Here is a 25,294-nt window from a genome sequence, read left to right on the forward strand (position 1 = left end):
AAATGGCAGATGGAAAAAGCCAAAATCAGCATCAGGCAGCTGTTTGTCATGATTATCATTTTTGAGCTGGGCAGCGCCTTATTGATTACACCTGGATCAATGGCCGGCAGGGATGCTTGGATAGCAGTTCTATTGGGCTGTGCGGTCGGTTTGTTTCTTTACTATTTGTATCAAGGCATTTATCAATGTTACCCGGAATATTCCCCGAAAGAATATATGGATGATATGCTGGGAACCAAACTGAGCTGGCTGTTTTCATTTCTGTATATCCTGTACTTTGCCTATATTGCCGCCCGGGTGCTGCGTGACTTTGGGGAAATGCTGCTGACGTTTGCTTATCATGATACGCCGATTCTGATTGTGAATGCTTTATTAATGATTGTTAGCATATATGCCGTCAGAAAAGGAATTGAAGTGCTCGCCCGCGCGGCGGAGCTTCTTTTCGGAGCCATGTATTTACTGGGTGCGATCGGCCTCGTGCTAATTGTTGTTTCAGGTTCCATAGACCCGCAGAATTTAAAACCGGTTTTAGTAGATGGCATTCCTCCTGTCATTCACTCTGTTTTTACGCAGACCATGTACGTTCCGTTTGGTGAAGTCGTTTTATTCGTGATGATTTTCCCTTATCTTAATGACCGAAAAGATGTGAAAAAAAAGGGGATGATCGCCATGGCCATCAGCGGATTGGTTGTGGCGCTTACCGTGGCGATTAATATCAGTGTACTTGATGTTGATCTTACACTCAGATCCCAGTTTCCGCTTTTAAGTACGATTCAGACGATCAAGGTTGAAGAATTTTTAGACCGGCTCGATGTCTTTTTTATGCTGGCACTGATCATCGGCGGCTTCTTTAAGGTTAGCCTCTACTTATATGCAGTGGTAGTGGGCACGTCCACGCTTTTTAAGGAAAAGAACCCTTCTCAATTGGCTTATCCGATGGGACTGGGCATTTTAATTCTTTCTATTACGATCGCGACTAACTTTTCAGAGCATTTGAACGAAGGCCTGAAAGTGGTGCCGCTGTATATTCATTTGCCTTTTCAGGTATTGTTTCCGCTCTTTCTGTTTATTCTTGCCGTTTGGAAAAAGAAGCGAAGAGAGAAATCAAATGGATCGGGAAGAAAAAAACAATAAATAAAAAGAGCGGGGGGATGCAGCCGCCGCTCTTTTTATGTTCACTTCTATATAAAAGGGGGATATAGGTTGCGCCCCTGTCTGCACTGGCAGAGGCGCGCTTTTGTTATACGACTGCGGTGTTTTCCTTCACAGTAAAGCTTCCTCTTGAAAGTCTGATGTTGATGTCCGATACTTTTGCAATTTGCTCATCGTGCGTCACCATGATGACGCATTTATTTTCCTTGTGCGCCAGATCTTGAAAGAGGCGTACGATTTCTTTTGATGTATCTTCATCAAGGTTTCCGGTCGGTTCATCGGCTACGATGAGATCCGTGTCACAGCAGAAAGCTCTTGTAATGGATACCCGCTGCTGCTGTCCGCCGCTCAGTGTCAGCACTTTTTGCCGGGCTTGTTTTTCGCTGATGCCGACCTTCTGCAGCATTTCCAGCGCATACGCTTCTTTGTCCTTTTCTTTAGAACCTGTGATTTCCATGGCGGTTGTGACATTCTGCAGAGCCGTCATATATGGAAGCAGGTTGTACGCCTGAAAGACAATTGATACACATTGATTTCTGAAATTTGTTAAGCCGATTTTGGAAACAGCTTTTCCCTCGTAAAAGATGGTTCCTTCTTTTGGCGCGTCTAGTCCGCCTGCCAGAGACAGGAAAGTGGTTTTTCCTGTCCCTGATGTGCCGACGATTGTATAGAATTTTCCTTTTTGAAAGCTGATGTTGATATCCTGAAACAATGGCTGGCTTTTGTCTTTATACCAGTAGCCGACTTGTTGAAATTCTAATAAGCTCATAAATTTCGCCTCTTTCTATTCCTGTTTTGTCAATATCGTTTTCGGATGGAGCCGCAGTACTGAAATTGACGGCAGCAATGTTGCGATGATGGCGATGAAGATGCCGATTCCGCCAAGAACAAGCATGTCGTTCATAGAAACCGCAACGTTCAGTGAATCAATGACATCTACGTTTGCTGAGCTGTGTCCGAACATTCCGCCGCCCATGCCGCCACCGCCGCCGGGCATTTGTCCGCTAGCGGTTTGTGTTGAATCAGTTGATGAACTGATCTGCTGGGTTAAAAGCTGATTTCCGAGCTGGTTTGCAACTAGATTTCCCGTCAATGATGCAATGCCGATCGCGATAACAGCCACGATCAGAATCTCAGTTAAGAACTGTCCGATCAGTTTCCAGCGTTTTTCACCGATCGCCATTAACACGCCCATCTCATATTTGCGCTCTCTGATAGACATCATGACAATCAGGCCAAGAATGACAGCGCCTGCCACAGACACAAGATACACGACATTTTTAGAGAAAGAAGCTACATTTTCAATCGGGCCGACCATTTGCTGGTAAAGCTGATCGTTTGTATTCAATGTGAATGTATCAAAATCAATTGATGTTTTCTTCGCTGCTTTTACGAAGACATCGATATTTTTCGCATCATCCATATAGTAAACGGCTGAGTCAATCGTATTTTTATAATCGTCACCTTTCAGCGCTGCTGTTGCTGTGTAAGGTGTGTAAAGCTTGTTGTAAGGATTTAAGAAAGAGAAATTCTGGGCTTGGTCATCGCCTGAAGACGTTGTTTGATAGATACCGACAATCTTCAGCTTTACCGTTGTATCTTCATCCGTTGCTGATTCAATTGTGATCGAATCGCCAACGCTTAAATCATTTTCTTCCGCTAATGTTTCGTTGATCACTGTTACTTTTTTGCCGACATCAGATTTTGTAATCGCTCGTCCGTCTGTGATTTTTGAATCTCCGTCAGAGAAATCATCGACTAACGCTGTGCTGATGACACCTTCGATAGAAAGGTCGGCTTGAACCATTTGTGGCCCGCCTTGTCCGCCGCCTTGGCTGTTTTTATTATTTGAGCTTGAACTGCTTGAGCTGGAATCACTTGAACTAGAGCTTTCAATCGCATCAAAGTTTCCTGCGTTGGCTGAAGCTGATGTGGTGTAGTTGTAGCTCTTCACATGATCAAGCGCTGCAAGCTTATTCGCATCAGATACTTTGATCGGTGTTGATTCGAAGCTGCGTTTTTCTCCGCTGTCCTGCTGTTTTTCCATTTGCTTTTGGCGGTCAACCTGGAGCGTCACGCTTCCGCCGAGCTCCTGTCTGGCCAGTTCGCTTGATTTTTGTGCTGCCGACTGGATTGTGAGGCCTGACAGAACAAAGACACATATGACTGTAAACACAAATAATTGCAATAACGTTTTTCCCTTTTTAGCCTTCATATTCCAAAAGGCCCGTTTGATAAAGTTCATTTATGTTCCTCCGTATAGGTATTTATATTGTTAAGACCGCCTGTGGGGCGGGCCCGCTTGTTGATAAATTAATAGTAGTCCAAAGGTATGAAAAAAGTATGAACAATCTATTTCTAGTTGATTAAATAAAAACTAACAATTGTGAAACACAAATGCATCTGTATAAAATGGTGCTATTATATAGAAAAGCATCAAAACAACCGGAGGATACAATGAAAATATTAATGATAGAAGATAATGTTAGTGTATGTACGATGACGGAGATGTTCTTTTTTAAGGAAGGTTTTGAAGCGGAATTCGTTCATGATGGGTTAGAGGGATACCAGCGTTTTACGGAAGAAAATTGGGACCTGATCATTTTGGATATTATGCTGCCATCCATGGACGGCGTGACCATCTGCAGAAAAATAAGAGAGACAAGCACGGTGCCGATTATCATGCTGACTGCCAAAGACACTGAATCAGATCAGGTCATCGGTTTTGAGATGGGAGCGGACGATTATGTCACGAAGCCGTTCAGTCCGCTGACATTGGTTGCCCGCATCAAAGCCGTCATCAGAAGATATCAGGCGACAGGCAAAGCGGTCATTGATGAAGATTTGATCGAATCGGAATGCTTTACCATTAATAAGAAAACGAGAGAAGTATTTTTAAACGGAGAGCCTGTAGAAAACCTCACGCCGAAGGAATTCGATCTGCTGTACTACCTTGTCCAAAACCCGCGACAGGTGTTCTCCAGAGAACAGCTGCTTGAGCAGGTATGGGGCTATCAGTTCTACGGAGATGAGCGAACGGTTGATGTTCATATTAAACGGCTGCGGAAAAAGCTTGCCAGCGAAGACAAGCCTTTCCTATATACGGTGTGGGGAGTAGGGTATAAATTTGATGAAGATTAAATATTTATATCAGCTGCTGCTGAGCCATATCAGCATTTTGCTTTTAGCGTTTGTCATTATCATTTCTCTGTTTTCCCACTTTGTGAAAGAGTTTGCCTATCAAAACAAAGTAGAGGAATTGACGTCATATGCGGTACAGATCGCAAACGAATTCCAGGGCGGCCAGGTTGATATGCACAGGCTGTACCCGTATCAGGATTTGCTGAGCACAAGAAAGACACAGTTTATGCTTTTTGATGAAAAGCAGCGTCCTTATTTCATGCCCGAAGGCTTTCCGCCAAGGGAAAAGCTGAAGAAATCAGAATGGAATAAGCTGAAAAAAGGGCAGACTGTCATGATCAGAGCTGATGGCCGTTTTGATGATGAAGTGTCCCTTGTGGCGCAGCCTATTTTTGTTCAGAACGAATTTAAAGGCGCCGTTCTGCTGATTTCTCCGATCAGCGGTGTTGAACAGATGGTCAATCAGGTCAATCTCTACATGTTTTACGCTGTGATCAGCACACTTGTGATTACCATTCTCGTCAGCTGGCTTCTGTCCAAATTCCATGTGAAACGGATTGAAAAGCTGAGAGAAGCGACAGATAAAGTGGCTTCCGGCGATTATGATATCCACTTGGAAAACAGCTATGGTGACGAAATCGGCGTGCTGGCGTCTGACTTTAATATCATGGCGAAAAAATTAAAGCAATCAAGGGATGAAATCGATCGACTTGAGAAGCGGAGAAGGCAGTTTATCGCTGACGTGTCTCATGAGTTAAGGACACCGCTGACGACGATCAACGGTTTGGTTGAAGGGCTGAACAGCCATACGATTCCTGAGGATAAGAAGGAAAAATGCTTCTCGCTCATCAGTGAGGAAACGAAGCGAATGCTGCGGCTCGTAAAAGAAAATCTGGATTATGAAAAAATCAGATCCCAGCAAATTACCTTGAACAAGCTCGATGTTCCGCTGATCGAGGTTTTCGAAATTGTGAAAGAGCACTTGGAACAGCAGGCGGAAGAAAAGCAAAACAAGCTGACGATTCAGGTAGAGGATAACATTATCGTCTATGCCGATTATGACCGGTTAATTCAAATTCTCGTCAACATTACGAAAAACAGCATCCAATTTACGCAAAGCGGCAACATTTGGCTGCGCGGATTAGAAGGATATAAAGAGACGATTATCGAAATCCAGGATACGGGAATCGGCATTTCAAAAGAGGATATTGAGCATATTTGGGAGCGGTTCTACAAGGCTGATATTTCAAGAACGAACACGGCATACGGGGAATACGGACTTGGTCTCTCCATCGTCAAGCAGCTCGTTGAAATGCATCAGGGCACAGTAGAAATCAAGAGTGAAGAAGGAAAAGGCACGAAATTCATCATCCGCCTTCCTATTAACGGCAAAACAGCAATAACATAAAGGGCGGCGGCATCGTCAAATGCAGCCGCCTTTTTTGCACATCGCTTCGGTTTATTGCGTGCTCCCGAAACAAAGATTGCGTGTTTTTCGGGTCGGGACAGCCTGTAAACATGATAAAATATGACATAAACAGTTTTTGATGGGAGAGGGTGAAGGAATGAAGAGCGGGGTAATTCCTTCTTCAGCGGTCGGTCAAAAAATTAACGAATGGTACAAATATATCCGGACATTCAGCGTACCGGATGCCGAAGTGTTAAAAGCTGAAATCCAGCAGGAACTGAAACACATGCAGCACGATTCCAACTTGCTGCTCTATTATTCACTAATGGAATTCCGCCACCAGCTTATGCTTGATTATCTAGAGCCGTTAGAGAAATTAAATATCGAAGACCAGCCAAGCCTGTCTGAATTATCAAGAAACATCGACAGCAACCAGGCAGATCTCAAAGGGCTGCTCGACTATTATGTGAATTTTTTCCGCGGGATGTATGAGTTTGATAAGCGGGAATTTATTTCTGCCATTACATATTATAAACAGGCGGAGAAAAAGCTTTCCTTTGTTGCAGACCATATTGAACGGGCTGAATTCTATTTTAAAATCGCGGAAGCTTATTATTATATGAAGCAAACATACTTTTCACTGATCAATATAAAAAACGCCTATGAAATTTATGTGGAGCAGGAAACCTATAATGTGAGAATTATTCAATGCCATTTCGTATTCGGGGTCAACCTGATGGATGAAAGGAATTTCGAACAAGCCGCACGCCATTTCAAGTTGGCGCTCGAAATGGCCGAAGCAGAACAAAAAGCCCAGCTGGTTGGAAGAGCGTACTACAATCTTGGGTTATGCTATTACAACCAAGAGCTTCTTGACCCTGCCATTGACTACTTTGAAAAATCGGTTTCCACGTTTGAAAGCAGCAGAATCATCAATTCGCTGCCGCAAGCCTATTTTTTAATCACCCTGATTTATTATAAACGGGGAAAACATGATAAAGCTTCGGAATATCACAAGCGGGGCTATGAATATGCTAAAGAAACAGACGATGCAGACTACGCGGTAAAATTCGAGTTTTTGCAATCCCTATATCAGGATCAGCCCAATGAAGAAGGAATCGAACGATGTTTCCATTACTTAAAAAATAAAAATATGTACGCTGATATAGAGGATTTAGCCCTAGAAGTAGCAAAATACTACTATGAACAAAAATGGTTCAAACTGTCTGCTTCCTACTTTCTAAAAGTTGAAGAGGCAAGAAAACAAATACAAAGGAGTGAAGGTTTGTATGAAATTGAAATCTAAGTTGTTTGTTATTTGTTTGGCCGCAGCCGCGATTTTTACAGTGGCTGGCGTTTCTGCTAACGCCGAATCACTCGACTTTCATGTAACGGAAAGAGGAATGACGTAAGAACCAGCCCCTTCTCATCAAGAGAAGGGGTGTTTCTTTTTTAATCAGCGCCGCAAGAGGTAGAGCTTACGGCGCCCGCAGAGACGGTCAGCTGCTTAGTAGCTGCCGAAAAACGCAGTCCCTACGATAATTAAAAGAATAAACAATACAACGATTAAAGCAAAAGAACTGCCGTAACCGCCGCCGTTAGAGTATCCTGACATAAGGTTTCACCTCCCTATGAAGGATACTATAAGATATGCAGAAACGATCAGCTTGGCAGGGATAATAGTGGACAAGAAAAAAATTGAACAATTCGGCTATACTGAGGTGATATAAAAAAAGCGGGCGCTGCCGCCCGCTTTTTATGTGCATTAAGAGACCAGCACGCCCGCGAAAAATTCCTGGTATAACGCTTGAACGGCTTTTCGTTCTTCGGCTTCTTTCACGCCGAACATCATGCTTACCTCAGAAGATCCTTGGTTGATCATTTCAATATTCACTTTTGCCTCTGATAATGCTTTGGCCGCTCTTGCCGTTGTGCCGACATTATGGCGCATCGCTTCTCCTACAACCATAATCAGTGCGAGATGATGCTCGACAATCACTTCATCGGCTTGCAGATCCTCTTTGATCCGTTTGATGACGCTGCGCTCAGTGGCCGCGTCCATTTGCCCTTCCCTTAAGACGATGGTCATGTCATCAATTCCCGATGGAACATGTTCATACGTCAAACCGTGCTCCTCCAGGATTTGAAGGGCTCTGCGGCCAAATCCGATTTCTCTGTTCATTAAATACTTGCTGATATAAATGCTGCAAAAGCCGGTATCGCTGGCTATGCCGACGACAGGCCCGTTTGTGTTATCCCGTTTGCTGACGACGCGGGTCCCTTGTGCTGACGGGTTGTTCGTATTTTTGATTTGAACAGGAATCCCCGCTCTGAATGCCGGAATGAGCGCTTCATCATGAAACACCGAAAAACCCGCGTAGGACAGCTCCCGCATCTCTCTGTAAGTCAGCTCGCTGATTTCCTTTGGATTCTCAACAAAAGACGGATTAACAGAGTACACAGCATCCACGTCCGTAAAGTTTTCGTACAAATCGGCTTGAAGTCCGTTGGCAAGAATCGAGCCGGTAATATCAGAACCGCTCCGTGAGAAAGTGATCACATCGCCATCCTTGCTGAATCCGAAAAAGCCGGGAAAAATGATGAGGCCGTCGCGTTCCCGAAGACGATAGAGGTTTTGATAGGATTCAGGAAGAACTTGCGCGTTGCCGGGTTCATTTGTCACAAAAAGGCCGGCATCCTTCGGGTTCACATATTCTGCTTTCACACCCTTATGGCGGAAATAGGCGGCAATCAGCTTGGCGTTGTTATCCTCTCCGCTGGCTTTGACGGCGTCAAGATACTGCTCGGGATTGCTTTTATCTCCTTCTAAAAGCGTAAACAGGTCATCGCGTATTTTTTCGATAATGCTTTGCTCCAGCTGAAGCTCATTTGCGATGAGGGCATACCGTTCCACCACAGCTTCCGCCAGCTCAGGGGCGCTGCCTGCTGCCAAATATTGTTCTGCACATGCGATTAAGAGATCAGTCACTTTCGTATCCTCGGCATAGCGTTTTCCGGGAGCTGAAACGACTACAGCTTTCCGTGCCGGGTCTGAGGTTACGATGTGAAACACCTTTTCAAGCTGGGCGCCTGAAGCGAGTGAGCTGCCTCCGAATTTAACGACCTTCATGTTTACATCTCCTAATGTTTAAAATTTTCACACAAATTTAGTACTTATTATCTCTCTTTCAGTCCTGTAAATCAAGGGAAAATTTCTTTCTGGAACGAACATTTGTATTTTCCACAAGGAATGGCGTTAGGTTTGCTGACCGTATAATTGCGATATGAAGTTCATTATGGTAAACAATCTACGATTTGGGATGGAAAATGGTTAGAATTATTAGTAAAATTGAATAAATGACTAGGTTAATATTTTGAAAGAATATTGACTAACACTAGAAAAATGGTAATATGTAAATGATAATGATAATCAATTACTATATGGCCATATTGTTTTGAGTCCTTGCGGAGTAGGAGATGCGTTCTTTTTGCTGTAAGGATGTAAGGAGGCAGCATGAAGCTACGTTACTTATTTATTCTACTTATCATATTAGCAGTCACATCTGTATTTATCGGCGTGGAAGATCTGTCGCCGCTTGATCTCTTCGATTTAAGCAACCAAGAGGCGTCAACGCTGTTTGCTAGCCGTTTGCCGCGATTGATCAGCATTATCATCGCTGGCTTAAGCATGAGCATCTGCGGTTTGATTATGCAGCAGATCAGCAGAAACAAATTCGTGTCACCGACGACGGCGGGCACGATGGATTGGGCGAGGCTCGGCATTTTAATTTCCCTGCTGCTGTTTACATCCGCCAGTCCTTTAATGAAAATGCTGGTTGCATTTGTCTTTGCCCTTGCAGGAAATTTCTTGTTTATGAAAATCCTTGAAAGAATCAAGTTTAACGACACGATCTTTATTCCGCTTGTCGGGTTAATGCTCGGGAGTATCGTCAGTTCAATCGCGACATTTATCGCATATAAATATGACTTGATCCAGAATGTGTCATCATGGCTTCAAGGAGACTTCTCTTTAGTCGTGAAAGGAAGATACGAGCTTCTTTATCTGAGTATTCCGCTCGTCATCATTGCCTATATTTATGCGGATAAATTCACAGTGGCCGGTATGGGAGAAAGCTTTTCTGTCAACCTCGGCCTGAAGTACAAACGGGTTGTGAACATCGGGCTCATTATCGTGTCCCTGGTCACGTCTCTTGTCATTTTGACTGTCGGTATGCTGCCGTTTCTCGGTTTAATCATCCCGAATATTGTATCGATTTACAGAGGAGACAATCTCAAGAGCAGCCTGCCGCATACTGCGCTATTGGGAGCGGTTTTTGTGCTGTTTTGCGATATATTGGGCAGAATCATTATCTTCCCTTACGAAATCTCGATTGGCCTGATGGTCGGAATCATCGGCAGCGGCATTTTCCTGTTTATGCTGTTAAGGAGAAAAGCATATGCGTAACCAGATGAAAATTGCGTTGCTCGTTGGTTTAGCCTTGATATGTATCGGCTTGTTTCTGTTTTATGACTTAGGCAATTGGGATTACACCCTGCCGAGACGAATCAAAAAGGTCGCTGCCATTGTGCTGACGGGGGGAGCGATTGCGTTTTCGACCATGATCTTTCAAACGATTACGAATAACCGCATCCTGACGCCGAGCATCTTGGGCCTTGATTCTCTCTACATGCTGATTCAGACCGGCATTATCTTTTTGTTCGGTTCTGCGAATATTGTCATCATGAATAAAAACATCAACTTTATCATCTCTGTTCTGCTGATGATACTGTTTTCCCTTGTTCTTTATCAGATCATGTTCAAGGGAGAGGGGAGAAATATCTTTTTCCTTCTGCTCGTCGGAATCGTGTTTGGCACGCTGTTCAGCAGCCTGTCTTCCTTTATGCAGATGCTGATTGATCCGAATGAGTTTCAAGTTGTGCAGGATAAGATGTTTGCCAGCTTTAACAACATCAATACGGATTTGTTATGGCTCGCGTTCATCATCTTCCTGCTGACAGGCGCTTATGTCTGGCGTTTCACAAAATTTTTCGACGTGCTGTCGCTCGGACGCGAGCACGCCGTGAACTTGGGCATTGACTACGACAAAGTGGTGAAGCAGATGCTGGTCGTGGTTGCGATCCTTGTTTCTGTTTCAACCGCGCTAGTCGGGCCGATTATGTTCTTAGGCCTTCTTGTCGTCAATCTGGCGAGAGAATTCCTGAAAACATATAAGCATTCATACTTAATCGCAGGCTCCGTCTTCATCAGCATCATTGCGCTGGTCGGAGGGCAGTTTGTGGTTGAGAAAGTGTTTACCTTCTCAACGACGCTGAGCGTCATTATTAATTTTGCCGGCGGGATTTATTTTATCTACTTGCTGTTAAAGGAGAATAAATCATGGTAGAGGTCAAAAATGTAAGCAAACAATACGGCGGGAAAGTTGTCCTTGAAGAGACGTCAGTCACGATTCAAAAAGGCAAAATTACCTCGTTTATCGGTCCTAACGGCGCCGGCAAAAGCACACTGCTGTCTATTATGAGCCGCCTGATCAAAAAGGATTCCGGCGAGATTTTCATAGACGGACAAGAGATTGGAGCCTGCGACAGCAAAGAGCTTGCCAAAAAAATGAGCATTTTGAAGCAGGCGAACCAAATCAATATCAGGCTCACCATCAAAGACCTCGTCAGCTTCGGCAGATTTCCGTACTCACAAGGCCGGCTGACAGAGGAAGACTGGGTTCATATCAATCAGGCGCTAGGCTATATGAAGCTGGAAGACATTCAGGACAAATACCTGGATCAGCTGAGCGGCGGACAGTGCCAAAGGGCATTTATCGCAATGGTCATTGCCCAGGACACAGATTATATTTTTCTGGATGAGCCGCTGAACAACCTGGATATGAAACATTCAGTTGAAATTATGAAACTGCTGAAACGGCTGGTAGAGGAGCTTGGGAAAACAATCGTGATCGTTATTCATGATATTAACTTCGCATCCGTCTACTCCGATCATATCGTTGCCTTGAAAAACGGCCGAATCGTAAAAGAGGGGCCGCCTGAGGAGATTATTGAAACCTCTGTGCTTGAGGAAATCTACGATATGACCATTCCGATTCAGACGATTGATAATCAAAGAATAGGTGTTTATTTTTCTTAATATATAGAAGAGGTGAAGAGCATGAAAAAATTCGCATTACTATTCATCGCTTTGGTGACGGCAGTTGTCATTTCTGCATGCGGAAACCAAAGCACAAGCAGCAAAGGTTCTGATTCAAAGAAAGAGCAAATCACAGTAAAACACCAGCTGGACAAAAACGGCACAAAAGTGACGAAAAATCCTAAAAAAGTAGTCGTATTTGATTTTGGCAGCTTAGATACGTTAGATAAACTCGGTCTTGATGATAAAGTAGCGGGCCTTCCGAAACAAGCCCTTCCAAGCTATCTGTCTAAATTCAAAGATGACAAATATGCTGATGTCGGAAGCTTAAAAGAGCCGGACTTCGAAAAAGTGGCGGATATAGACCCTGACCTGATCATTATCTCAGGCAGACAATCTGAGTCTTACAAAGAATTCTCTAAAATTGCGCCGACGATTTACCTTGGCGTAGACACAGCGAAATACATGGAAACATTTAAATCAGATGCACAAACAATCGGAAAAATCTTTGATAAAGAAGATGAAGTAAAAGACGAACTTGCAACAATTGATAACTCAATTGCAGATCTTAAGAAAAAAGCTGAAAAGCTGAACAAAAACGGTCTTGTGATTATGGCGAACGACGGCAAAATCAGCGCCTTTGGTTCTAAATCAAGATACGGCCTGATCCATGACGTATTCGGCGTGACACCGGCTGATAAAAACATCAAAGCGTCTACTCACGGACAAAGTGTTTCTTATGAGTACATTTCAAAAACAAACCCTGATTACCTGTTTGTTATTGACCGCGGTACAGCGATCGGAGAAACATCGTCTACTAAACAAGTCGTTGAAAATGATTATGTGAAAAACGTAAACGCAGTGAAAAATGATCATGTCGTTTACCTTGATTCTGCTACTTGGTACTTATCAGGAGGCGGACTTGAGTCTATGACGCAAATGATTAAAGAGGTAAAAGACGGTTTAGAGAAGTAAAACCAAAAAGAGCCTCCGCTAAAAAGCGGGGCTCTTTTTTTATGATCAGCGTGCCGGCTGCTGTTCGGCAGGGCGCTGAGGTTTCTTTAATGTAAAGGAGAGAAGGAAGCCGACAAGTGCAATGCAGGCTGCCACGATAAAAGCGGCGTTCATGCCGTGCAGGGCGGCGTGCTTTACATTTGTCGTGCCTGCGTGTGCCGCCTGGTTGCTCATGACGGAAACCAATAGTGCGGTTCCGATGGAGCCGCCGACTTGGCGAATGGTATTGTTCATCGCTGTTCCGTGCGGAATCAGGTGGCGCGGCAGCGCGTTGATTCCAGCTGTCGTCACCGGCATCATGATCATGGCGGTACCTAAAAGACGAACAGTGTATAGAACGACAATCCAAGCGAGTGACGTATGGTCAGTCAGCTGCATAAACGGCAGCGATGTCAGGAAGATGATACAGAAACCTGCAATCGCCAGGCCTCTTCCGCCGACACGGTCAAAGATTCTGCCGATAATCGGTGACATGAAGCCCATCACGACGGCTCCCGGAAGAAGCATGAGCCCTGTATCAAAAGCTGTGACGTCTCTGACGTTTTGTGTATAAAGCGGCAGGATGGTTTCCGTACCGATCAATAATGCAAAGACAAGTGTTCCGAGCAGTGTTGTTAAGCTGAACACGCCAAACGTAAAGACGCGGAATTCCAGCATCGGTTTTTCAAGCTTCATTTGTCTTGTGATAAACAGGAGCAGTGCGATGACACCCACCAGCAGTGAAATCAAGACGGTTGAACTGGTCCAGCCGTAAGAGCCGACGCTTGAGAAGCCGTACAGAAGGCCGCCGAATCCAAATGTCGATAGGATAACTGATAAAATATCAATCTGTGTTTTTCTTAAAGTCGTCACATTCTTCATCAGGATGCTGGCAAGAATTAAATCAATCACAGCAAACGGAAGAATGATATAAAACAGTGATCTCCAAGAGAAAGCTTCGACTGCCCATCCGGAAAGAGTCGGTCCGATCGCAGGCGCAAACGAGATGACCAATCCGACCATACCCATGGCCTGGCCGCGCTTTTCAATCGGAAAGATCGTCAGGAATACGGTCTGCATGAGCGGCATCATAATGCCGGCTCCGGCCGCTTGAATGATACGCGCTGTCAGCAGAACCGGGAAGTTCGGCGCGAACGCTCCGACGATTGTTCCGGCAGTAAAAATGCTCATTGCTGTAATGAGCAGCGCCCGGCTCGTGAATTTCTCAATTAAAAACGCGGTAATCGGAATTAATATTCCGTTGGTTAACATAAATGAAGTGGTCAGCCATTGCGCTTGGTTGGCATCGACATTGAAATCCCTCATGATATGGGGAAGTGCAGTAATTAACAGCGTCTGATTCAAAATCGCGACAAACGCCCCGGCTAACAAAATGCCGACAATGACAGAACGGTTAAAAGGTTTTTGTTCAATACTTGTGTTCAATACATATCCCTTCTTTTCTCTAAGTAATTAACAGTGTTTTTAACATCGAAACGGGCTGTGTTAAAACACCGGTTTGTTCCAGATAGCCAATCAGTGATTTGAGCAAAAAAGCGCGGGGTTCTTCCTTCTTCGCTTCTTCCTCCAGCATGGCGGCTGCTGATGTCAGTTCATCTACGTCATAGTCCGCGGCAGGCAGGGAAGAGATGCCTTTATGTAATTCCTTCAGGCTTTCCGACAATAGGGCTGATTTATCCTTTGGTTTGTAGGAGGATGCTGAATGAATATAAAGCTCGATGGCTTCTTGCGGAAGAAGAGACTGCCGGGTTTCCTTGTTTTTGACAATCTGATTGAGGGTGCTGATGATAAACTCTGCAATCGGGTCAAGCTTAAGCGGTTTTTCCTCTATTTTGATCAGCATTAAAAACTCACGCATCATGCCGTGAAGAATGATGACCAAATCCCACACAAACGGGAGAATGGTTTCTCCGTAAGCCTGGATCAGCGAATCGCGGTGCCAGCAGATAATCGTTGATCTGGTCTGATGGATATGCTGTTTGACCCGGTCATTATGCAGCTTGGGGTTTCCGTAGGTCAGCATATTGAAAAACTGCTGATTCCGCCTGAAGCCTTCCAGCTCCATTTTGACCTTTTGCATCAAACGTTCCTCCGGTGTCAGCGCGGTATTTTCCTGAAGTCTTGAGGCCGCGGCCACCATTTGTTTCTGGTTAAATGACAGCAGCTCCAAAAGCAGATCTTCCTTAGATTGAAACAGCTTATATATCGAAGCTTTTGACATCTTACATTCTTCTGCGATCGCCTGCATGGAAACCGACGTAAAATCCTTTTCCGAAAAAAGCTTTCGCGCGGCTAACAAGATATCAGTTTTTTTATCAAGCATCTCATGGCTTCCTTCTTTCTTGAACATTAGAAAACCCATTGGTTCACAGAAAACCAATGAGTAACAATGAAAAAATTTTACCAAATAAACTAAATAGAAGTCAATGGATTTTAACCGGACAATCGAAAGGCCTGCCGGAAAATCCGACAGGCCGGGTGAGACTTATTTTTCAACTTTAAATCCTTGTTTCTCAAGCATTTCACGGATATGCGGATAGTACAGGCGCTCATAATAGGAAGCGATGCTCTGTGACCAGTTTCTTGTTTCTTTTCCGTTTGTCCGCTTATTCATGTATTCAGACATCTGCTCATCATATGCCTGAATATGAGAAGTCAGCTCATCTTGATTCAAATATGTTTCCTGATGATTTACTGCTTCCTGCGGAAGGCGCGGTTTTTTCGCTGAACGGTCGGCAGGATGGCCAATGACAAGGCCGGATAAAGGAAACACGTATTTCGGAAGCTCAAGCAGTTCGATCAGCTCTTGAGGGTTTCCGCGAACCGCACCGATCGGAACCGTGCCAAGTCCGAGTGATTCAGCCGCTGCTGTCGCTGTTCCTAGGGCGATACCAGCGTCTACTGCGCCGACAAGAACAGATTCTAAGCCATTTGTGATTTCCATTTTGAAATCATTCAGATCCTCAAGCGCGATTTTGGTCCGGTTGAAGTCTGCGCAGAACAGCAGGAAAACAGGAGCCTGGTCAATCCAAGGCTGTCCGCCTGCCAGCTCGGAGATTTTCTTTTTGCGCTCTTTATCCTGCACTGTGATTACAGTCACTTGTTGCCCGTTGATAGAAGATGGGGCTGATTGTACTGCTTGAATGATTTGGTCCAATTGTTCCTGAGCTACAGGCTCATCTGTATAGCTGCGAATCGAGCGGTGGTCTGTTAATGATTTGATGACTTCATTCATATGGGACACCCTTTCCTTACTCGCTAAGCTCTGTGCGGACAACATCAAGAGGAGCGCTCAGCAGTTCTTTTCCTTTTGCTACAAATCCTTGGAAATGCGCAGTTTCATTGTGGAATTTCATCGCCGCTTCATCTTTCCATTGTTCAAGCATCACAAATGTATTTTCTTCGCCTACTTTTTCAAATAGGTCGTATTGCGCGTTGCCTTCCTCAGCTCTTGAATGCTGAACAAGCGATTGCGCCTCGCTCAAAAATTCCTCGCGTTTTTCTGGTTTTACTTTGATATAAGCTTGTAATACGATCATGTCAATCTCCTCCATCGTTATACTGATTATTGTTCGAATTTCATCGAACTAACTGTAACATGTATTTAAAATGAGGTAAAGGAAAAACCCTTAAATAGTAAAATTGTCATTCTAATTGTTGTGTGATACATTTGTGTCATGAACATTCCAAACCATCCAGAAACAGAAACGTTGCAGCTGACAAAGGTTCTTCACGCACTGAGTGATCCGCTTCGTTTAGAGCTCGTCAAGCAATTAGCTGAAGCGAAAGAAAAAACGTGCGGCACCTGTGCGGATGTACAGGTTGCCAAATCGACCTTGTCACATCATTTTAAAGTATTGAGAGAATCAGGCATCGCTCAAGTTCGCATAGAAGGAAAGCGCCGGTATTATTCGCTTCGGGCTGAAGATCTTGAAAAGGCGTTTCCGGGCCTGCTTGATGCCGTGCTGAATGTGGACCAGGACCGCTGGTGAATCAATCCCCTGTACCGGGGATTTTTTTATGTCCGTAAACAGCACGGAAAAGCCTCTCGACACCCTCCTGAATCTCTTCTTCCTTCAGCCGGGCGAAGCCGATAATGAGAGCGGGCCTGCCCGTTTGCCGCTTGTTTTCCTTCAAATCAAATCGGCTCATTCCGAAGATCTCAAGCTGCTGGCCGGCGGCATGTGCCAGGATGTCTTGTTCGGTGCGGCTGGTATCAAATTCGGTGACAAAATGCAGTCCCGCATTTGCCCCTTTTACGGTAACCTCTCCGCTGAACTCTGCTTCTAAAGCAGTGATCAAGCGTTCTCTCTTTTCTTTATAATGCTGCTTCATTTTTTTTATATGCTTCTGATATTCTCCGGACTCGATAAATTCCTGCAGGGTGAGCTGCGTCAGAGACGAGCATGTCTGCAGATCGTAGCCCCGCTGTTTGTATGTCCTCAATAGCTCAGGCGGCAAAACCATATAGCTGATCCGCAAGCCGGGGAGAAGGGACTTTGAAAAGGTGCCCATATAGATGACATTTTGAAAACGGTCGAGGCTTTGAAGCGCCGGAATACTGTCTACATCATATGTAAATTCACTATCATAATCGTCTTCAATAATATAGCGGCGCGGCTCCTCGGCCGCCCAGTTCAGCAGCTGAATTCTTCTGGATACAGGCATAATCGTTCCGGCCGGAAATTGATGCGATGGGGTCGTCACCAGCACATCAGGCTGCTGTCTGCTGATTTCATCAATCGACATGCCTTTTTCATCCAGCATGATCGTCTTCACTTGTTTTCCGGCATGTTTTAAAAGCTGGTACATGCGCCTGTAACCGGGCTCCTCCATTGCATATACTGCTTCCTGAGGCAAAAGCTCAGTCAATAGCTGCATGAGCACCTGTGTGCCTGCCCCGATGACGATTTGTTCCGGCCGGCATTTTACGCCCCGCGTCAGGGAAATGAGCCTGGTGATGGCCGCTCTCACTTCATATATCCCTTGCGGATGCGACATATCGCCAAGCGTGCGGTATGAGCGGGAGGCCGCTTTTTGCTCGCAGCGAAACCAGCTTTTGATCGGGAAATGGTCTGTATCAGAACTCATGTGTGAAAACGAAATCCAATCGCTCTGATCTGTGTGAACCTCTTTCAGGTCATCCGGCAGTGCAAATGGGGGGTGCTCCTCGGCAGAAAACATGTCCAGCTTCTCAACGAAAAAACCCTTTCGCTCAATGGCGTACAAATATCCCTCAGCCAGCAGCTGCTGATAGGCTGAATTCACTGAGTTTACGCTGACCTTCAGCTTTTCAGCCAGCTCCCGTTTGGAGGGAACCTTTGAGTGTGGAAGCAGATTGCGGCTGAGGATTTCTTTTTTCAGCTTTTGATAAATTTGCTGATAAATATAATCGGCTTGTTCTGAGCGGTCGAGTGTGATTGTGATGTCCATATGCGGCTTCTCCTTCTGATACCATCAAAAAGTTATAATTGGTACTTTTCATCATACCAAAAAGAAGTCAGAATGATAAGAAAATAGCGACAGGGGGACATTCACATGAGTCAAACAACAGCAAACATTACGACTGCCCAGTGGCAGCAAAAACGGGATCAATTCGTATCAAAAGGTGTGAGCAACGGCAACCGCAGTCTGGCGGTAAAAGGAGAAGGGGCTGAGCTGTATGATCTGGACGGCCGGAGATTTATTGATTTTGCAGGCGCCATCGGAACGTTAAACGTCGGACACTCGCATCCGAAGGTGGTTGAGGCTGTGAAGCGGCAGGCGGAGGAGCTGATTCACCCGGGCTTCAATGTCATGATGTACCCGTCTTATATCGAATTAGCGGAAAAACTTTGTGGGATTGCGCCGGGCAGCCATGAGAAAAAAGCGATCTTCCTGAACTCAGGGGCGGAAGCGGTAGAGAATGCTGTGAAAATCGCCAGAAAGTATACAAAGCGCCAAGGGGTTGTCTCGTTTACACGCGGATTTCATGGGCGCACGAATATGACGATGAGCATGACGAGCAAGGTCAAACCTTATAAATTCGGCTTCGGCCCTTTTGCGTCAGAGGTTTATCAAGCGCCGTTCCCATATTATTATCAGAAGCCGGCCGGCATGAGTGATGAAAGCTATGACGACATGGTCATCCAAGCGTTCAATGATTTCTTCATCGCTTCAGTCGCGCCTGAAACGGTAGCCTGTGTCGTGATGGAGCCAGTGCAGGGAGAAGGCGGCTTTATCATTCCTTCGAAACGATTTGTGCAGCACGTCGCATCATTCTGCAAGGAACACGGCATTGTCTTTGTCGCTGATGAAATTCAAACCGGATTTGCCAGAACCGGCACTTATTTCGCAATTGAGCACTTTGATGTAGTGCCTGATTTGATCACGGTCTCTAAATCACTTGCAGCGGGATTGCCGTTAAGCGGTGTGATCGGCCGCGCGGAAATGCTTGATGCAGCAGCGCCAGGGGAGCTGGGCGGCACGTATGCCGGCAGCCCGCTCGGGTGCGCGGCAGCGTTGGCTGTATTGGATATCATTGAAGAAGAAGGGCTGAATGGGCGATCTGAAGAAATTGGCAAAATCATTGAAGACAAGGCCTATGAGTGGAAACAAGAATTCCCGTTCATCGGTGACATCCGCAGACTCGGGGCAATGGCGGCAATCGAAATCGTCAAGGATCCTGACACGCGTGAGCCTGATAAAGCGAAAGCGGCAGCGATCGCGGCGTATGCAAATCAAAACGGATTGCTTTTGCTGACTGCGGGAATTAACGGCAATATCATCCGCTTTCTGACGCCGCTTGTCATCTCGGACAGTCTTCTGAATGAAGGGCTCAGCATCTTGGAGGCAGGCCTGCGAGCTTAATCATTGGAAAGAAAACGGCTGTGTCTGCTATCATTTTAAGTAATCATGAAAAGAAAGGAATGTTCAATATGCCAGATCAATTAACGGTCTACAACCCGGCTACGGGCGAGGAGATCAAAACGATTCCTCAACAATCGGCCAAAGAAGTAGAAGAAGCCATTGAACGTTCACATCAAGCGTTTAAAACATGGTCTAAAACATCAGCGAACGAAAGAGCGTCTCTTTTGAAAAAATGGTATGAGCTGATTGTTGAGCATAAAGAAGAACTTGCAGATTTAATTACAAAGGAAAACGGAAAACCGTATCAGGAAGCAGTCGGTGAGGTACTGTACGGCGCAGGCTATATCGAATGGTTCGCAGAGGAAGCGAAGCGTGTGTACGGAAGAACGGTCCCTGCTCCGACAACCGGTAAACGAATTGTCGTCACACGCCAGCCGGTCGGCCCTGTTGCCGCCATCACGCCTTGGAATTTCCCGAATGCGATGATTACACGCAAAGCGGCGCCTGCTCTTGCTGCCGGCTGTACGTTTATCATCAAGCCGGCACCGGACACACCGCTGTCTGCATATGAGCTTGCGCGCCTCGCATATGAAGCGGGTATTCCGAAGGATGTTCTTCAGGTTGTGATTGGCGACGGAGAAGAAATCGGGAATGTGTTCACAAGCAGCCCGAAAATCCGTAAAATCACGTTCACAGGATCAACGCCAGTAGGGAAAATCCTCATGAAAAACAGTGCGGACACTGTGAAACACATCTCTATGGAGCTCGGCGGACATGCGCCGCTCATCGTGGATGAAGATGCAAACATTGACCTTGCCGTTGAACAAGCGATGGTGTCTAAATACCGAAACGCAGGCCAAACTTGCGTATGTGCTAACCGCCTGATCGTCCATGAATCCATCAAAGATGAATTTGCTGCGAAACTGAGCGAGCAAGTGTCTAAGCTTAAAGTCGGAAACGGACTTGAAGAAGGCGTCAATGTCGGCCCGATTATCAACAAAAGAGGTTTCGAAAAAATCATCAGCCAAATTGATGATGCCGTTGAAAAAGGAGCGAAAGTTCTCGCGGGGGGCACGTATGACCGAAACGATGACAAAGGCTGCTACTTTGTCAATCCGACAGTGCTCGCCGATGTCGATACGTCCATGAATATCATGCACGAGGAAACATTCGGCCCGGTTGCACCGATCGTCATGTATTCTGATATTGATGAAGCAATTCAGCTTGCCAACGATACACCGTACGGCTTGGCTGCTTACTTCTTCACAGAAAACTACCGCCGCGGCATCTATATTTCCGAGAATCTTGAGTATGGCATTATCGGCTGGAATGACGGCGGACCGTCAGCGGTTCAAGCCCCATTCGGCGGAATGAAAGAAAGCGGCATCGGCCGTGAAGGCGGTTCGGAAGGCATCGAGCCGTACCTTGAAACAAAATATATGTCCATCGGTTTGTAAAAGAATGCAAGCTCCTGAGAGCTGCCGGATCTTCCGGCAGCTCTTTTTGTTGTTCTGGCGAATAAACACAATAATTCCAGCCAAAATAACAGCAAATACATTTTGAAAGAAGGTTCCCCAACAATGGATTTATTATTGGCTCTTCTCCCGGCTTTGTTTTGGGGGAGCATTGTTCTCTTCAATGTGAAATTAGGCGGCGGGCCGTACAGCCAGACACTGGGAACAACGATCGGAGCGCTTATTGTTTCTATCGTGATTTACTTTTTTGTTCAGCCCGTTCTGTCATTGCGCATTTTTATTGTTGGCATCGTATCCGGCTTATTTTGGTCCCTTGGACAGAGCAACCAGCTGAAAAGCATTGAATTGATGGGTGTGTCCAAAACAATGCCGATTTCCACCGGAATGCAGCTCGTTTCGACCTCGCTGTTCGGTGTGATCGTGTTCCGCGAATGGTCTACACCGATTGCGATTACGCTTGGCATTCTCGCGCTGATCTTTATCATTGTGGGAATCATCCTCACGTCATTGGAAGATAAGAAAGACAGGAAAGAGGGAGAGCCAAGCAACTTAAAAAAGGGTATCTTGATTCTTCTTGTCTCGACGCTCGGTTATTTGGTTTATGTAGTCGTCGCCAGATTGTTCAATGTGTCCGGCTGGTCGGCTCTTTTGCCGCAGGCGATTGGGATGGTGATTGGGGGCGTTGCTTTAACCTACAAGCATAAACCCTTTAACAAGTATGCGATCAGAAATATTCTCCCGGGCTTAATCTGGGCAGGCGGAAATATGTTTTTGTTTATTTCTCAGCCGAGAGTCGGTGTCGCAACAAGCTTTTCTCTCTCTCAAATGGGAATTGTCATTTCTACGCTCGGCGGTATTTTCATCCTGCGTGAAAAGAAAACAAAACGCCAGCTCATTGCGATTGCCATCGGGATTGCCCTGATTATTGCGGCCGCTGTATTTTTAGGAATTGCCAAAACAAATTCATAACAATGGAGGAGGATGTATATGTATCCAGATTTAAAAGGAAAAGTCGTCGCTATTACAGGAGCCGCTTCAGGACTTGGAAAGGCAATGGCCATTCGCTTCGGCAAGGAGCAGGCAAAAGTGGTCATCAACTATTATAGTGATAAACAGGATCCGAACGAGGTAAAAGAAGAGGTCATCAAGGCGGGCGGTGAAGCCGTTATCGTCCAGGGAGATGTCACGAAAGAGGAAGATGTAAAAAATATCGTGCAAACTGCCATTAAAGAGTTCGGCACGCTTGATATTATGATTAATAATGCCGGACTTGAAAATCCTGTGCCGTCTCACGAAATGCCCCTGAAAGATTGGGATAAGGTCATCGGCACGAACTTAACAGGCGCCTTTTTAGGAAGCCGTGAAGCGATTAAATATTTCGTAGAAAACGATATCAAGGGAAATGTCATCAACATGTCCAGCGTACATGAAAGGATTCCATGGCCGTTATTTGTCCACTACGCGGCAAGTAAAGGCGGAATTAAGCTGATGTCAGAAACATTGGCTTTGGAATACGCGCCGAAGGGCATTCGCGTCAACAATATCGGGCCAGGTGCGATCAACACGCCAATCAATGCTGAAAAATTTGCTGACCCTAAACAGAAAGCAGATGTAGAAAGCATGATTCCGATGGGATATATTGGCGAACCCGAGGAAATCGCCGCAGTGGCAGTGTGGCTTGCTTCGAAGGAATCCAGCTACGTCACAGGCATCACGTTGTTTGCGGACGGCGGAATGACGAAATATCCTGCCTTCCAGGCAGGACGCGGTTAATCAAAAAAAGCGACCCAGACATGACATCTGGATCGCTTTTTTGATTAGGCACGCTTTTTCTTTACCAGTGCCGCTATAGATAAGATAATGGCAGCCGCAGACAGCACAATCGCTGTGATGTCCAGAGCTGAAGAACCTGAGTCTTCGGAATCGTCTTCTGTTTTCGTCGCGCCGTGCTCATCTGTCACTTGCTTTGCAGCGGTGATTTTTGTAATGGAGTGAGGTGTATCCGCATCCTCGTCACCTGTCCACTCAACAATGCTACCGTCTTTGTAATATTGGTAGGCGTCCCAAGCAGCTTCCTCGGCTTTTTCAGGGTTTTTGGCAACAAAGGTAAACTGCTGGAATTGTCCTTCCTGAATGCCGCCGTCAGTTGCTTCCCACGTCACGGACACTGATTTGTCATCATGTTTCTGAGTGGATACCTTCCAGCCCGGAATTGGCTCGTATTGCTGGAATTCAACATCCTTTGGCATCTTGAGGACAACCTTCGTTGTGGGCAGATTTTTCTCAGAAGGAACCTTCATTGTATAAGTCTCCCAAGAGCCTGCAGCGGATTCAGCAGGCTTTACAGTAACGTGCGCGCTGGCTGGGGCCGTAAAGAATAAGAGAGAGCCGATAATAGCCGGACATAGTGTGAATGCGATTTTTTTTAACAACTCAAACACTCCTTTAATTGGTCTTTGTAAAGATGATATTGATTTCGTTAAAGTCTCCGGTCAGCCCGTGGACTTTGATTTTCCAGTTTCCCTTTTCATTAATGGATAGGTTTTCATCCTGGAAGACGCCTTTTGTTTTCTCTTTTAATTGAAACGTGCTTTTGTTTTCGCTTCCTGACAGGCCTGTTTTATAAATGGTTAACGTGATTTGCTGAATGTTTTTCACCGGGTCGCCGTTATGGTCAGTGACCCGCAGCTCAAATACGTTTTTGCCTGGCTGGTTCGGGCTGATGCTGAGAGACACGCTTTGCCCGTTTTCAATTGCTTTGGTTTGATAGAACGGTTCCGGCGCCGGCTCAGGCGGGCTTGGCAGGCTTGTAAACACGGCCGCTGTGATTAAGACAGCGATGCCGATTGCCCATTCCGCTTTCAGTGTTCCGCTGATTCCTTCATGGCGCCGTTTTCTGGTGAGCAGAAAATGAATCGCGCCTAAGATCAGCATCAAAACAAACAGTCCGCTTTTCACTAAAAGAGCCTGGCCGTACGCTGTATGGAACAGTGAATCCATGGAACGAATGATGAAAAATCCATTGAGCAAGCCTGAAAACAAAATGACGCCGACTGCAGTAAGTGCCCACGGGGAGAACCGGCTTACCGTTTCCCATGCGAGCGTTTTGTCAGGCTGCTTCCATTCTTTTGCGAGCAGCAAAACAAGTGCCGCAACCCCGCCGACCCAGATGGAAGCGGAAGATAAATGAAGGAAATCCATCAAAATGCCGATCGCTTTTTCTTCAACGACAGCAGCATGCCCGGTAAACGCTTTGGCAAGCAGGAGACCGAAAAAGAAAATGAGCGGCGCTGTCCAATAGCCGAAGGACGAAAAGCGGTTTTTGCGTATCGCAGGGATCACAGACAGTGCAAGCAGCACATACAGCACGGCCTGTATGATCCAAATGGTGCCGCCGGCAGTCTCAAGCAGTGTTTCTCTGATGTAGCCCGGCTGGAAGGCGCTGCCCCAGCCGCCGCCCGCGTTTGCTTTTGTCTGAATCGGAAGCTGAAGCAAAAGCGCCAGACCCAATGCGGCGATGGAAACGATCAGGATACGTCTTGTCCGTTTGGTCAGCTGTTCTGAATCCCCTTTATACCAGAAGAGATGGAAGAAAACCGTTCCGATAAACAGAGATAAAGCTGTATACAGTATCGCGCGGTCTGCGGCTGTTGCCGGATTCAGAGCTGAGCCGGCTGCTTTTTGGCTGCTGAATCCGCCGTCCGCTTTCCCGATGCTGAACGGAATGACGCCGGAAACGGGATGCCCGTCCGCGGACACGGCATTCCATTCCGCTCTGTACACATCATGCGGCAGCTTCTTTTTGAGCTTTACTGTCATGATGTGATTGTTGTCTTTTTTGATTTCGGTCTTGTCTGTGTCCACCCGGTCGCCGTTTGAATTATAGACTTTAATGTAATGAAACCCTTCTTCAACCGGTTCATTAAATTCGATCTCCACCTGTGCAGGGGCGCTTTTTAATTCGCTGTTTTCCCCAGGTGAAGATTTGACAATATAGGCGTGAGCAAAGCTTGTTTTCGGCAGGAAAACAAGAAAAAGCAGAAGGATGATCCACCATCTGTTTTGCTTCATCACTCAGACACCACCTTCCGCTGTATA

The 25,294-nt window shown here is 45.8% G+C and carries 25 protein-coding genes; 14 read left to right on the forward strand and 11 right to left on the reverse strand.

Annotated elements, in window-relative coordinates; genetic code table 11:
• Positions 1–9 precede the first annotated feature (9 nt).
• Complete coding sequence (locus tag M1M80_RS02135; RefSeq protein ID WP_060397918.1) at positions 10–1,134, forward strand: GerAB/ArcD/ProY family transporter; 1,125 nt, start codon at positions 10–12, stop codon at positions 1,132–1,134.
• A 106-nt stretch (positions 1,135–1,240) separates the two neighbouring features.
• Here M1M80_RS02135 and M1M80_RS02140 read toward each other — a convergent pair whose 3' ends face one another.
• Positions 1,241–1,921, reverse strand: coding sequence for an ABC transporter ATP-binding protein (locus M1M80_RS02140; protein WP_060397919.1), 681 nt, complete (start codon positions 1,919–1,921; stop codon positions 1,241–1,243).
• Between the two features lie 15 nt (positions 1,922–1,936).
• Complete coding sequence (locus tag M1M80_RS02145; protein ID WP_060397920.1) at positions 1,937–3,397, reverse strand: ABC transporter permease; 1,461 nt, start codon at positions 3,395–3,397, stop codon at positions 1,937–1,939.
• 212 nt (positions 3,398–3,609) lie between these two features.
• Here M1M80_RS02145 and yclJ point away from each other — a divergent pair, with 212 nt between their 5' ends.
• The 4 genes from yclJ to phrC all read left to right on the forward strand — a co-directional run bounded on the left by yclJ (position 3,610) and on the right by phrC (position 7,113).
• A complete protein-coding gene (gene yclJ / locus M1M80_RS02150) occupies positions 3,610–4,293 on the forward strand; it encodes a two-component system response regulator YclJ (RefSeq protein ID WP_003240180.1) in 684 nt (227 codons plus the stop codon).
• A complete protein-coding gene (yclK, locus tag M1M80_RS02155) occupies positions 4,280–5,701 on the forward strand; it encodes a two-component system sensor histidine kinase YclK (protein WP_080428959.1) in 1,422 nt (473 codons plus the stop codon). The genes yclJ and yclK overlap by 14 nt, the downstream gene beginning before the upstream one ends.
• 157 nt (positions 5,702–5,858) lie before the next feature.
• Positions 5,859–7,007: a response regulator aspartate phosphatase RapC gene (rapC, locus tag M1M80_RS02160; RefSeq protein WP_019257465.1), complete on the forward strand. Its 1,149-nt coding sequence runs from the start codon at positions 5,859–5,861 to the stop codon at positions 7,005–7,007.
• Positions 6,991–7,113: a phosphatase RapC inhibitor PhrC gene (phrC, locus tag M1M80_RS02165; RefSeq protein ID WP_003240188.1), complete on the forward strand. Its 123-nt coding sequence runs from the start codon at positions 6,991–6,993 to the stop codon at positions 7,111–7,113. The genes rapC and phrC overlap by 17 nt, the downstream gene beginning before the upstream one ends.
• Before the next feature lie 95 nt (positions 7,114–7,208).
• Here phrC and M1M80_RS02170 read toward each other — a convergent pair whose 3' ends face one another.
• Together M1M80_RS02170 and M1M80_RS02175 are read right to left on the reverse strand one after the other, a co-directional pair.
• Complete coding sequence (locus M1M80_RS02170; protein WP_019257466.1) at positions 7,209–7,316, reverse strand: YjcZ family sporulation protein; 108 nt, start codon at positions 7,314–7,316, stop codon at positions 7,209–7,211.
• Positions 7,317–7,466: 150 nt separating this feature from the next.
• Positions 7,467–8,831, reverse strand: a complete 1,365-nt coding sequence (locus tag M1M80_RS02175; protein WP_060397922.1) for an aspartate kinase — start codon at positions 8,829–8,831, stop codon at positions 7,467–7,469.
• Positions 8,832–9,215: 384 nt separating this feature from the next.
• Here M1M80_RS02175 and yclN point away from each other — a divergent pair, with 384 nt between their 5' ends.
• From yclN to M1M80_RS02195, 4 genes are read left to right on the forward strand one after another with little or no spacing between them, the layout of a single operon-like run.
• On the forward strand, positions 9,216–10,166 hold the full coding sequence (gene yclN / locus M1M80_RS02180; protein ID WP_003240192.1) for a petrobactin ABC transporter permease YclN: 951 nt from the start codon (positions 9,216–9,218) through the stop codon (positions 10,164–10,166).
• Positions 10,159–11,106, forward strand: coding sequence for a petrobactin ABC transporter permease YclO (yclO, locus tag M1M80_RS02185; protein WP_060397923.1), 948 nt, complete (start codon positions 10,159–10,161; stop codon positions 11,104–11,106). The genes yclN and yclO overlap by 8 nt, the downstream gene beginning before the upstream one ends.
• Complete coding sequence (gene yclP / locus M1M80_RS02190; RefSeq protein ID WP_003240196.1) at positions 11,100–11,858, forward strand: petrobactin ABC transporter ATP-binding protein YclP; 759 nt, start codon at positions 11,100–11,102, stop codon at positions 11,856–11,858. Before yclO ends, yclP begins: the two co-directional genes overlap by 7 nt.
• A 21-nt stretch (positions 11,859–11,879) precedes the next feature.
• Entirely contained in the window at positions 11,880–12,833 is a 954-nt protein-coding gene (locus tag M1M80_RS02195) for a siderophore ABC transporter substrate-binding protein (RefSeq protein ID WP_060397924.1), read from the forward strand.
• Positions 12,834–12,878: 45 nt separating this feature from the next.
• On the opposite strand, the gene M1M80_RS02200 is transcribed toward M1M80_RS02195, so the two are convergent.
• The 4 genes from M1M80_RS02200 to M1M80_RS02215 all read right to left on the reverse strand — a co-directional run bounded on the left by M1M80_RS02200 (position 12,879) and on the right by M1M80_RS02215 (position 16,411).
• Positions 12,879–14,297 carry an MDR family MFS transporter gene (locus tag M1M80_RS02200; protein WP_003240201.1) on the reverse strand — a complete coding sequence of 473 codons (1,419 nt, stop codon included), beginning with the start codon at positions 14,295–14,297 and terminating at the stop codon, positions 12,879–12,881.
• A gap of 19 nt (positions 14,298–14,316) precedes the next feature.
• Complete coding sequence (locus tag M1M80_RS02205) at positions 14,317–15,195, reverse strand: TetR/AcrR family transcriptional regulator (RefSeq protein ID WP_060397925.1); 879 nt, start codon at positions 15,193–15,195, stop codon at positions 14,317–14,319.
• A 162-nt stretch (positions 15,196–15,357) separates the two neighbouring features.
• A complete protein-coding gene (nfsA, locus tag M1M80_RS02210; protein ID WP_003240207.1) occupies positions 15,358–16,107 on the reverse strand; it encodes an oxygen-insensitive NADPH nitroreductase in 750 nt (249 codons plus the stop codon).
• Between the two features lie 16 nt (positions 16,108–16,123).
• Positions 16,124–16,411 (reverse strand): putative quinol monooxygenase, encoded by a 288-nt coding sequence (locus M1M80_RS02215; protein WP_003240208.1) that lies wholly within the window; start codon positions 16,409–16,411, stop codon positions 16,124–16,126.
• Between the two features lie 138 nt (positions 16,412–16,549).
• Here M1M80_RS02215 and M1M80_RS02220 point away from each other — a divergent pair, with 138 nt between their 5' ends.
• On the forward strand, positions 16,550–16,864 hold the full coding sequence (locus M1M80_RS02220) for an ArsR/SmtB family transcription factor (RefSeq protein ID WP_003240210.1): 315 nt from the start codon (positions 16,550–16,552) through the stop codon (positions 16,862–16,864).
• Position 16,865: 1 nt separating this feature from the next.
• Here the strand turns inward: M1M80_RS02220 and gabR are convergent, their stop codons facing one another.
• Positions 16,866–18,305, reverse strand: coding sequence for a MocR-like transcriptional regulator GabR (gabR, locus tag M1M80_RS02225; RefSeq protein WP_060397926.1), 1,440 nt, complete (start codon positions 18,303–18,305; stop codon positions 16,866–16,868).
• Between the two features lie 105 nt (positions 18,306–18,410).
• On the opposite strand from gabR, the gene gabT reads away from it, so the two are divergent.
• The 4 genes from gabT (at position 18,411) to gdh (ending at position 22,969) form a co-directional block, all read left to right on the forward strand.
• Positions 18,411–19,721: a 4-aminobutyrate--2-oxoglutarate transaminase gene (gene gabT / locus M1M80_RS02230; protein ID WP_060397927.1), complete on the forward strand. Its 1,311-nt coding sequence runs from the start codon at positions 18,411–18,413 to the stop codon at positions 19,719–19,721.
• A 68-nt stretch (positions 19,722–19,789) separates the two neighbouring features.
• Positions 19,790–21,178 carry a succinate-semialdehyde dehydrogenase gene (gabD, locus tag M1M80_RS02235; RefSeq protein ID WP_060397928.1) on the forward strand — a complete coding sequence of 463 codons (1,389 nt, stop codon included), beginning with the start codon at positions 19,790–19,792 and terminating at the stop codon, positions 21,176–21,178.
• 123 nt (positions 21,179–21,301) lie between these two features.
• Positions 21,302–22,165 (forward strand): glucose uptake protein GlcU, encoded by an 864-nt coding sequence (glcU, locus tag M1M80_RS02240; protein WP_003240218.1) that lies wholly within the window; start codon positions 21,302–21,304, stop codon positions 22,163–22,165.
• An 18-nt stretch (positions 22,166–22,183) separates the two neighbouring features.
• Positions 22,184–22,969, forward strand: coding sequence for a glucose 1-dehydrogenase (gene gdh, locus M1M80_RS02245; RefSeq protein WP_003240219.1), 786 nt, complete (start codon positions 22,184–22,186; stop codon positions 22,967–22,969).
• Between the two features lie 44 nt (positions 22,970–23,013).
• On the opposite strand, the gene M1M80_RS02250 is transcribed toward gdh, so the two are convergent.
• Both M1M80_RS02250 and ycnJ read right to left on the reverse strand, forming a co-directional pair.
• Positions 23,014–23,628, reverse strand: a complete 615-nt coding sequence (locus M1M80_RS02250) for a YcnI family copper-binding membrane protein (protein ID WP_060397929.1) — start codon at positions 23,626–23,628, stop codon at positions 23,014–23,016.
• A gap of 13 nt (positions 23,629–23,641) precedes the next feature.
• Positions 23,642–25,267, reverse strand: a complete 1,626-nt coding sequence (gene ycnJ, locus M1M80_RS02255) for a copper transporter YcnJ (RefSeq protein WP_060397930.1) — start codon at positions 25,265–25,267, stop codon at positions 23,642–23,644.
• Positions 25,268–25,294: the final 27 nt, after the last annotated feature.

The sequence above is a fragment of the Bacillus inaquosorum genome, from assembly GCF_023238325.1.
GTDB classification, from domain to species: domain Bacteria; phylum Bacillota; class Bacilli; order Bacillales; family Bacillaceae; genus Bacillus; species Bacillus inaquosorum.

Excerpts from the sequence above, each read along its gene's own strand:
- M1M80_RS02135 (WP_060397918.1), top strand. The coding sequence starts at position 10 with ATGGAAAAAGCCAAAATCAGCATCAGGCAGCTGTTTGTCATGATTATC.
- M1M80_RS02220 (WP_003240210.1), top strand. The coding sequence starts at position 16,550 with ATGAACATTCCAAACCATCCAGAAACAGAAACGTTGCAGCTGACAAAG.
- yclO (WP_060397923.1), top strand. The coding sequence starts at position 10,159 with ATGCGTAACCAGATGAAAATTGCGTTGCTCGTTGGTTTAGCCTTGATA.
- M1M80_RS02175 (WP_060397922.1), bottom strand. The coding sequence starts at position 8,831 with ATGAAGGTCGTTAAATTCGGAGGCAGCTCACTCGCTTCAGGCGCCCAG.
- nfsA (WP_003240207.1), bottom strand. The coding sequence starts at position 16,107 with ATGAATGAAGTCATCAAATCATTAACAGACCACCGCTCGATTCGCAGC.
- phrC (WP_003240188.1), top strand. The coding sequence starts at position 6,991 with ATGAAATTGAAATCTAAGTTGTTTGTTATTTGTTTGGCCGCAGCCGCG.
- yclN (WP_003240192.1), top strand. The coding sequence starts at position 9,216 with ATGAAGCTACGTTACTTATTTATTCTACTTATCATATTAGCAGTCACA.
- M1M80_RS02170 (WP_019257466.1), bottom strand. The coding sequence starts at position 7,316 with ATGTCAGGATACTCTAACGGCGGCGGTTACGGCAGTTCTTTTGCTTTA.
- M1M80_RS02195 (WP_060397924.1), top strand. The coding sequence starts at position 11,880 with ATGAAAAAATTCGCATTACTATTCATCGCTTTGGTGACGGCAGTTGTC.
- rapC (WP_019257465.1), top strand. The coding sequence starts at position 5,859 with ATGAAGAGCGGGGTAATTCCTTCTTCAGCGGTCGGTCAAAAAATTAAC.
- gabT (WP_060397927.1), top strand. The coding sequence starts at position 18,411 with ATGAGTCAAACAACAGCAAACATTACGACTGCCCAGTGGCAGCAAAAA.
- ycnJ (WP_060397930.1), bottom strand. The coding sequence starts at position 25,267 with ATGAAGCAAAACAGATGGTGGATCATCCTTCTGCTTTTTCTTGTTTTC.
- gabR (WP_060397926.1), bottom strand. The coding sequence starts at position 18,305 with ATGGACATCACAATCACACTCGACCGCTCAGAACAAGCCGATTATATT.
- M1M80_RS02205 (WP_060397925.1), bottom strand. The coding sequence starts at position 15,195 with ATGCTTGATAAAAAAACTGATATCTTGTTAGCCGCGCGAAAGCTTTTT.
- M1M80_RS02145 (WP_060397920.1), bottom strand. The coding sequence starts at position 3,397 with ATGAACTTTATCAAACGGGCCTTTTGGAATATGAAGGCTAAAAAGGGA.
- M1M80_RS02215 (WP_003240208.1), bottom strand. The coding sequence starts at position 16,411 with ATGATCGTATTACAAGCTTATATCAAAGTAAAACCAGAAAAACGCGAG.
- glcU (WP_003240218.1), top strand. The coding sequence starts at position 21,302 with ATGGATTTATTATTGGCTCTTCTCCCGGCTTTGTTTTGGGGGAGCATT.
- gdh (WP_003240219.1), top strand. The coding sequence starts at position 22,184 with ATGTATCCAGATTTAAAAGGAAAAGTCGTCGCTATTACAGGAGCCGCT.
- M1M80_RS02140 (WP_060397919.1), bottom strand. The coding sequence starts at position 1,921 with ATGAGCTTATTAGAATTTCAACAAGTCGGCTACTGGTATAAAGACAAA.
- yclP (WP_003240196.1), top strand. The coding sequence starts at position 11,100 with ATGGTAGAGGTCAAAAATGTAAGCAAACAATACGGCGGGAAAGTTGTC.
- gabD (WP_060397928.1), top strand. The coding sequence starts at position 19,790 with ATGCCAGATCAATTAACGGTCTACAACCCGGCTACGGGCGAGGAGATC.
- yclJ (WP_003240180.1), top strand. The coding sequence starts at position 3,610 with ATGAAAATATTAATGATAGAAGATAATGTTAGTGTATGTACGATGACG.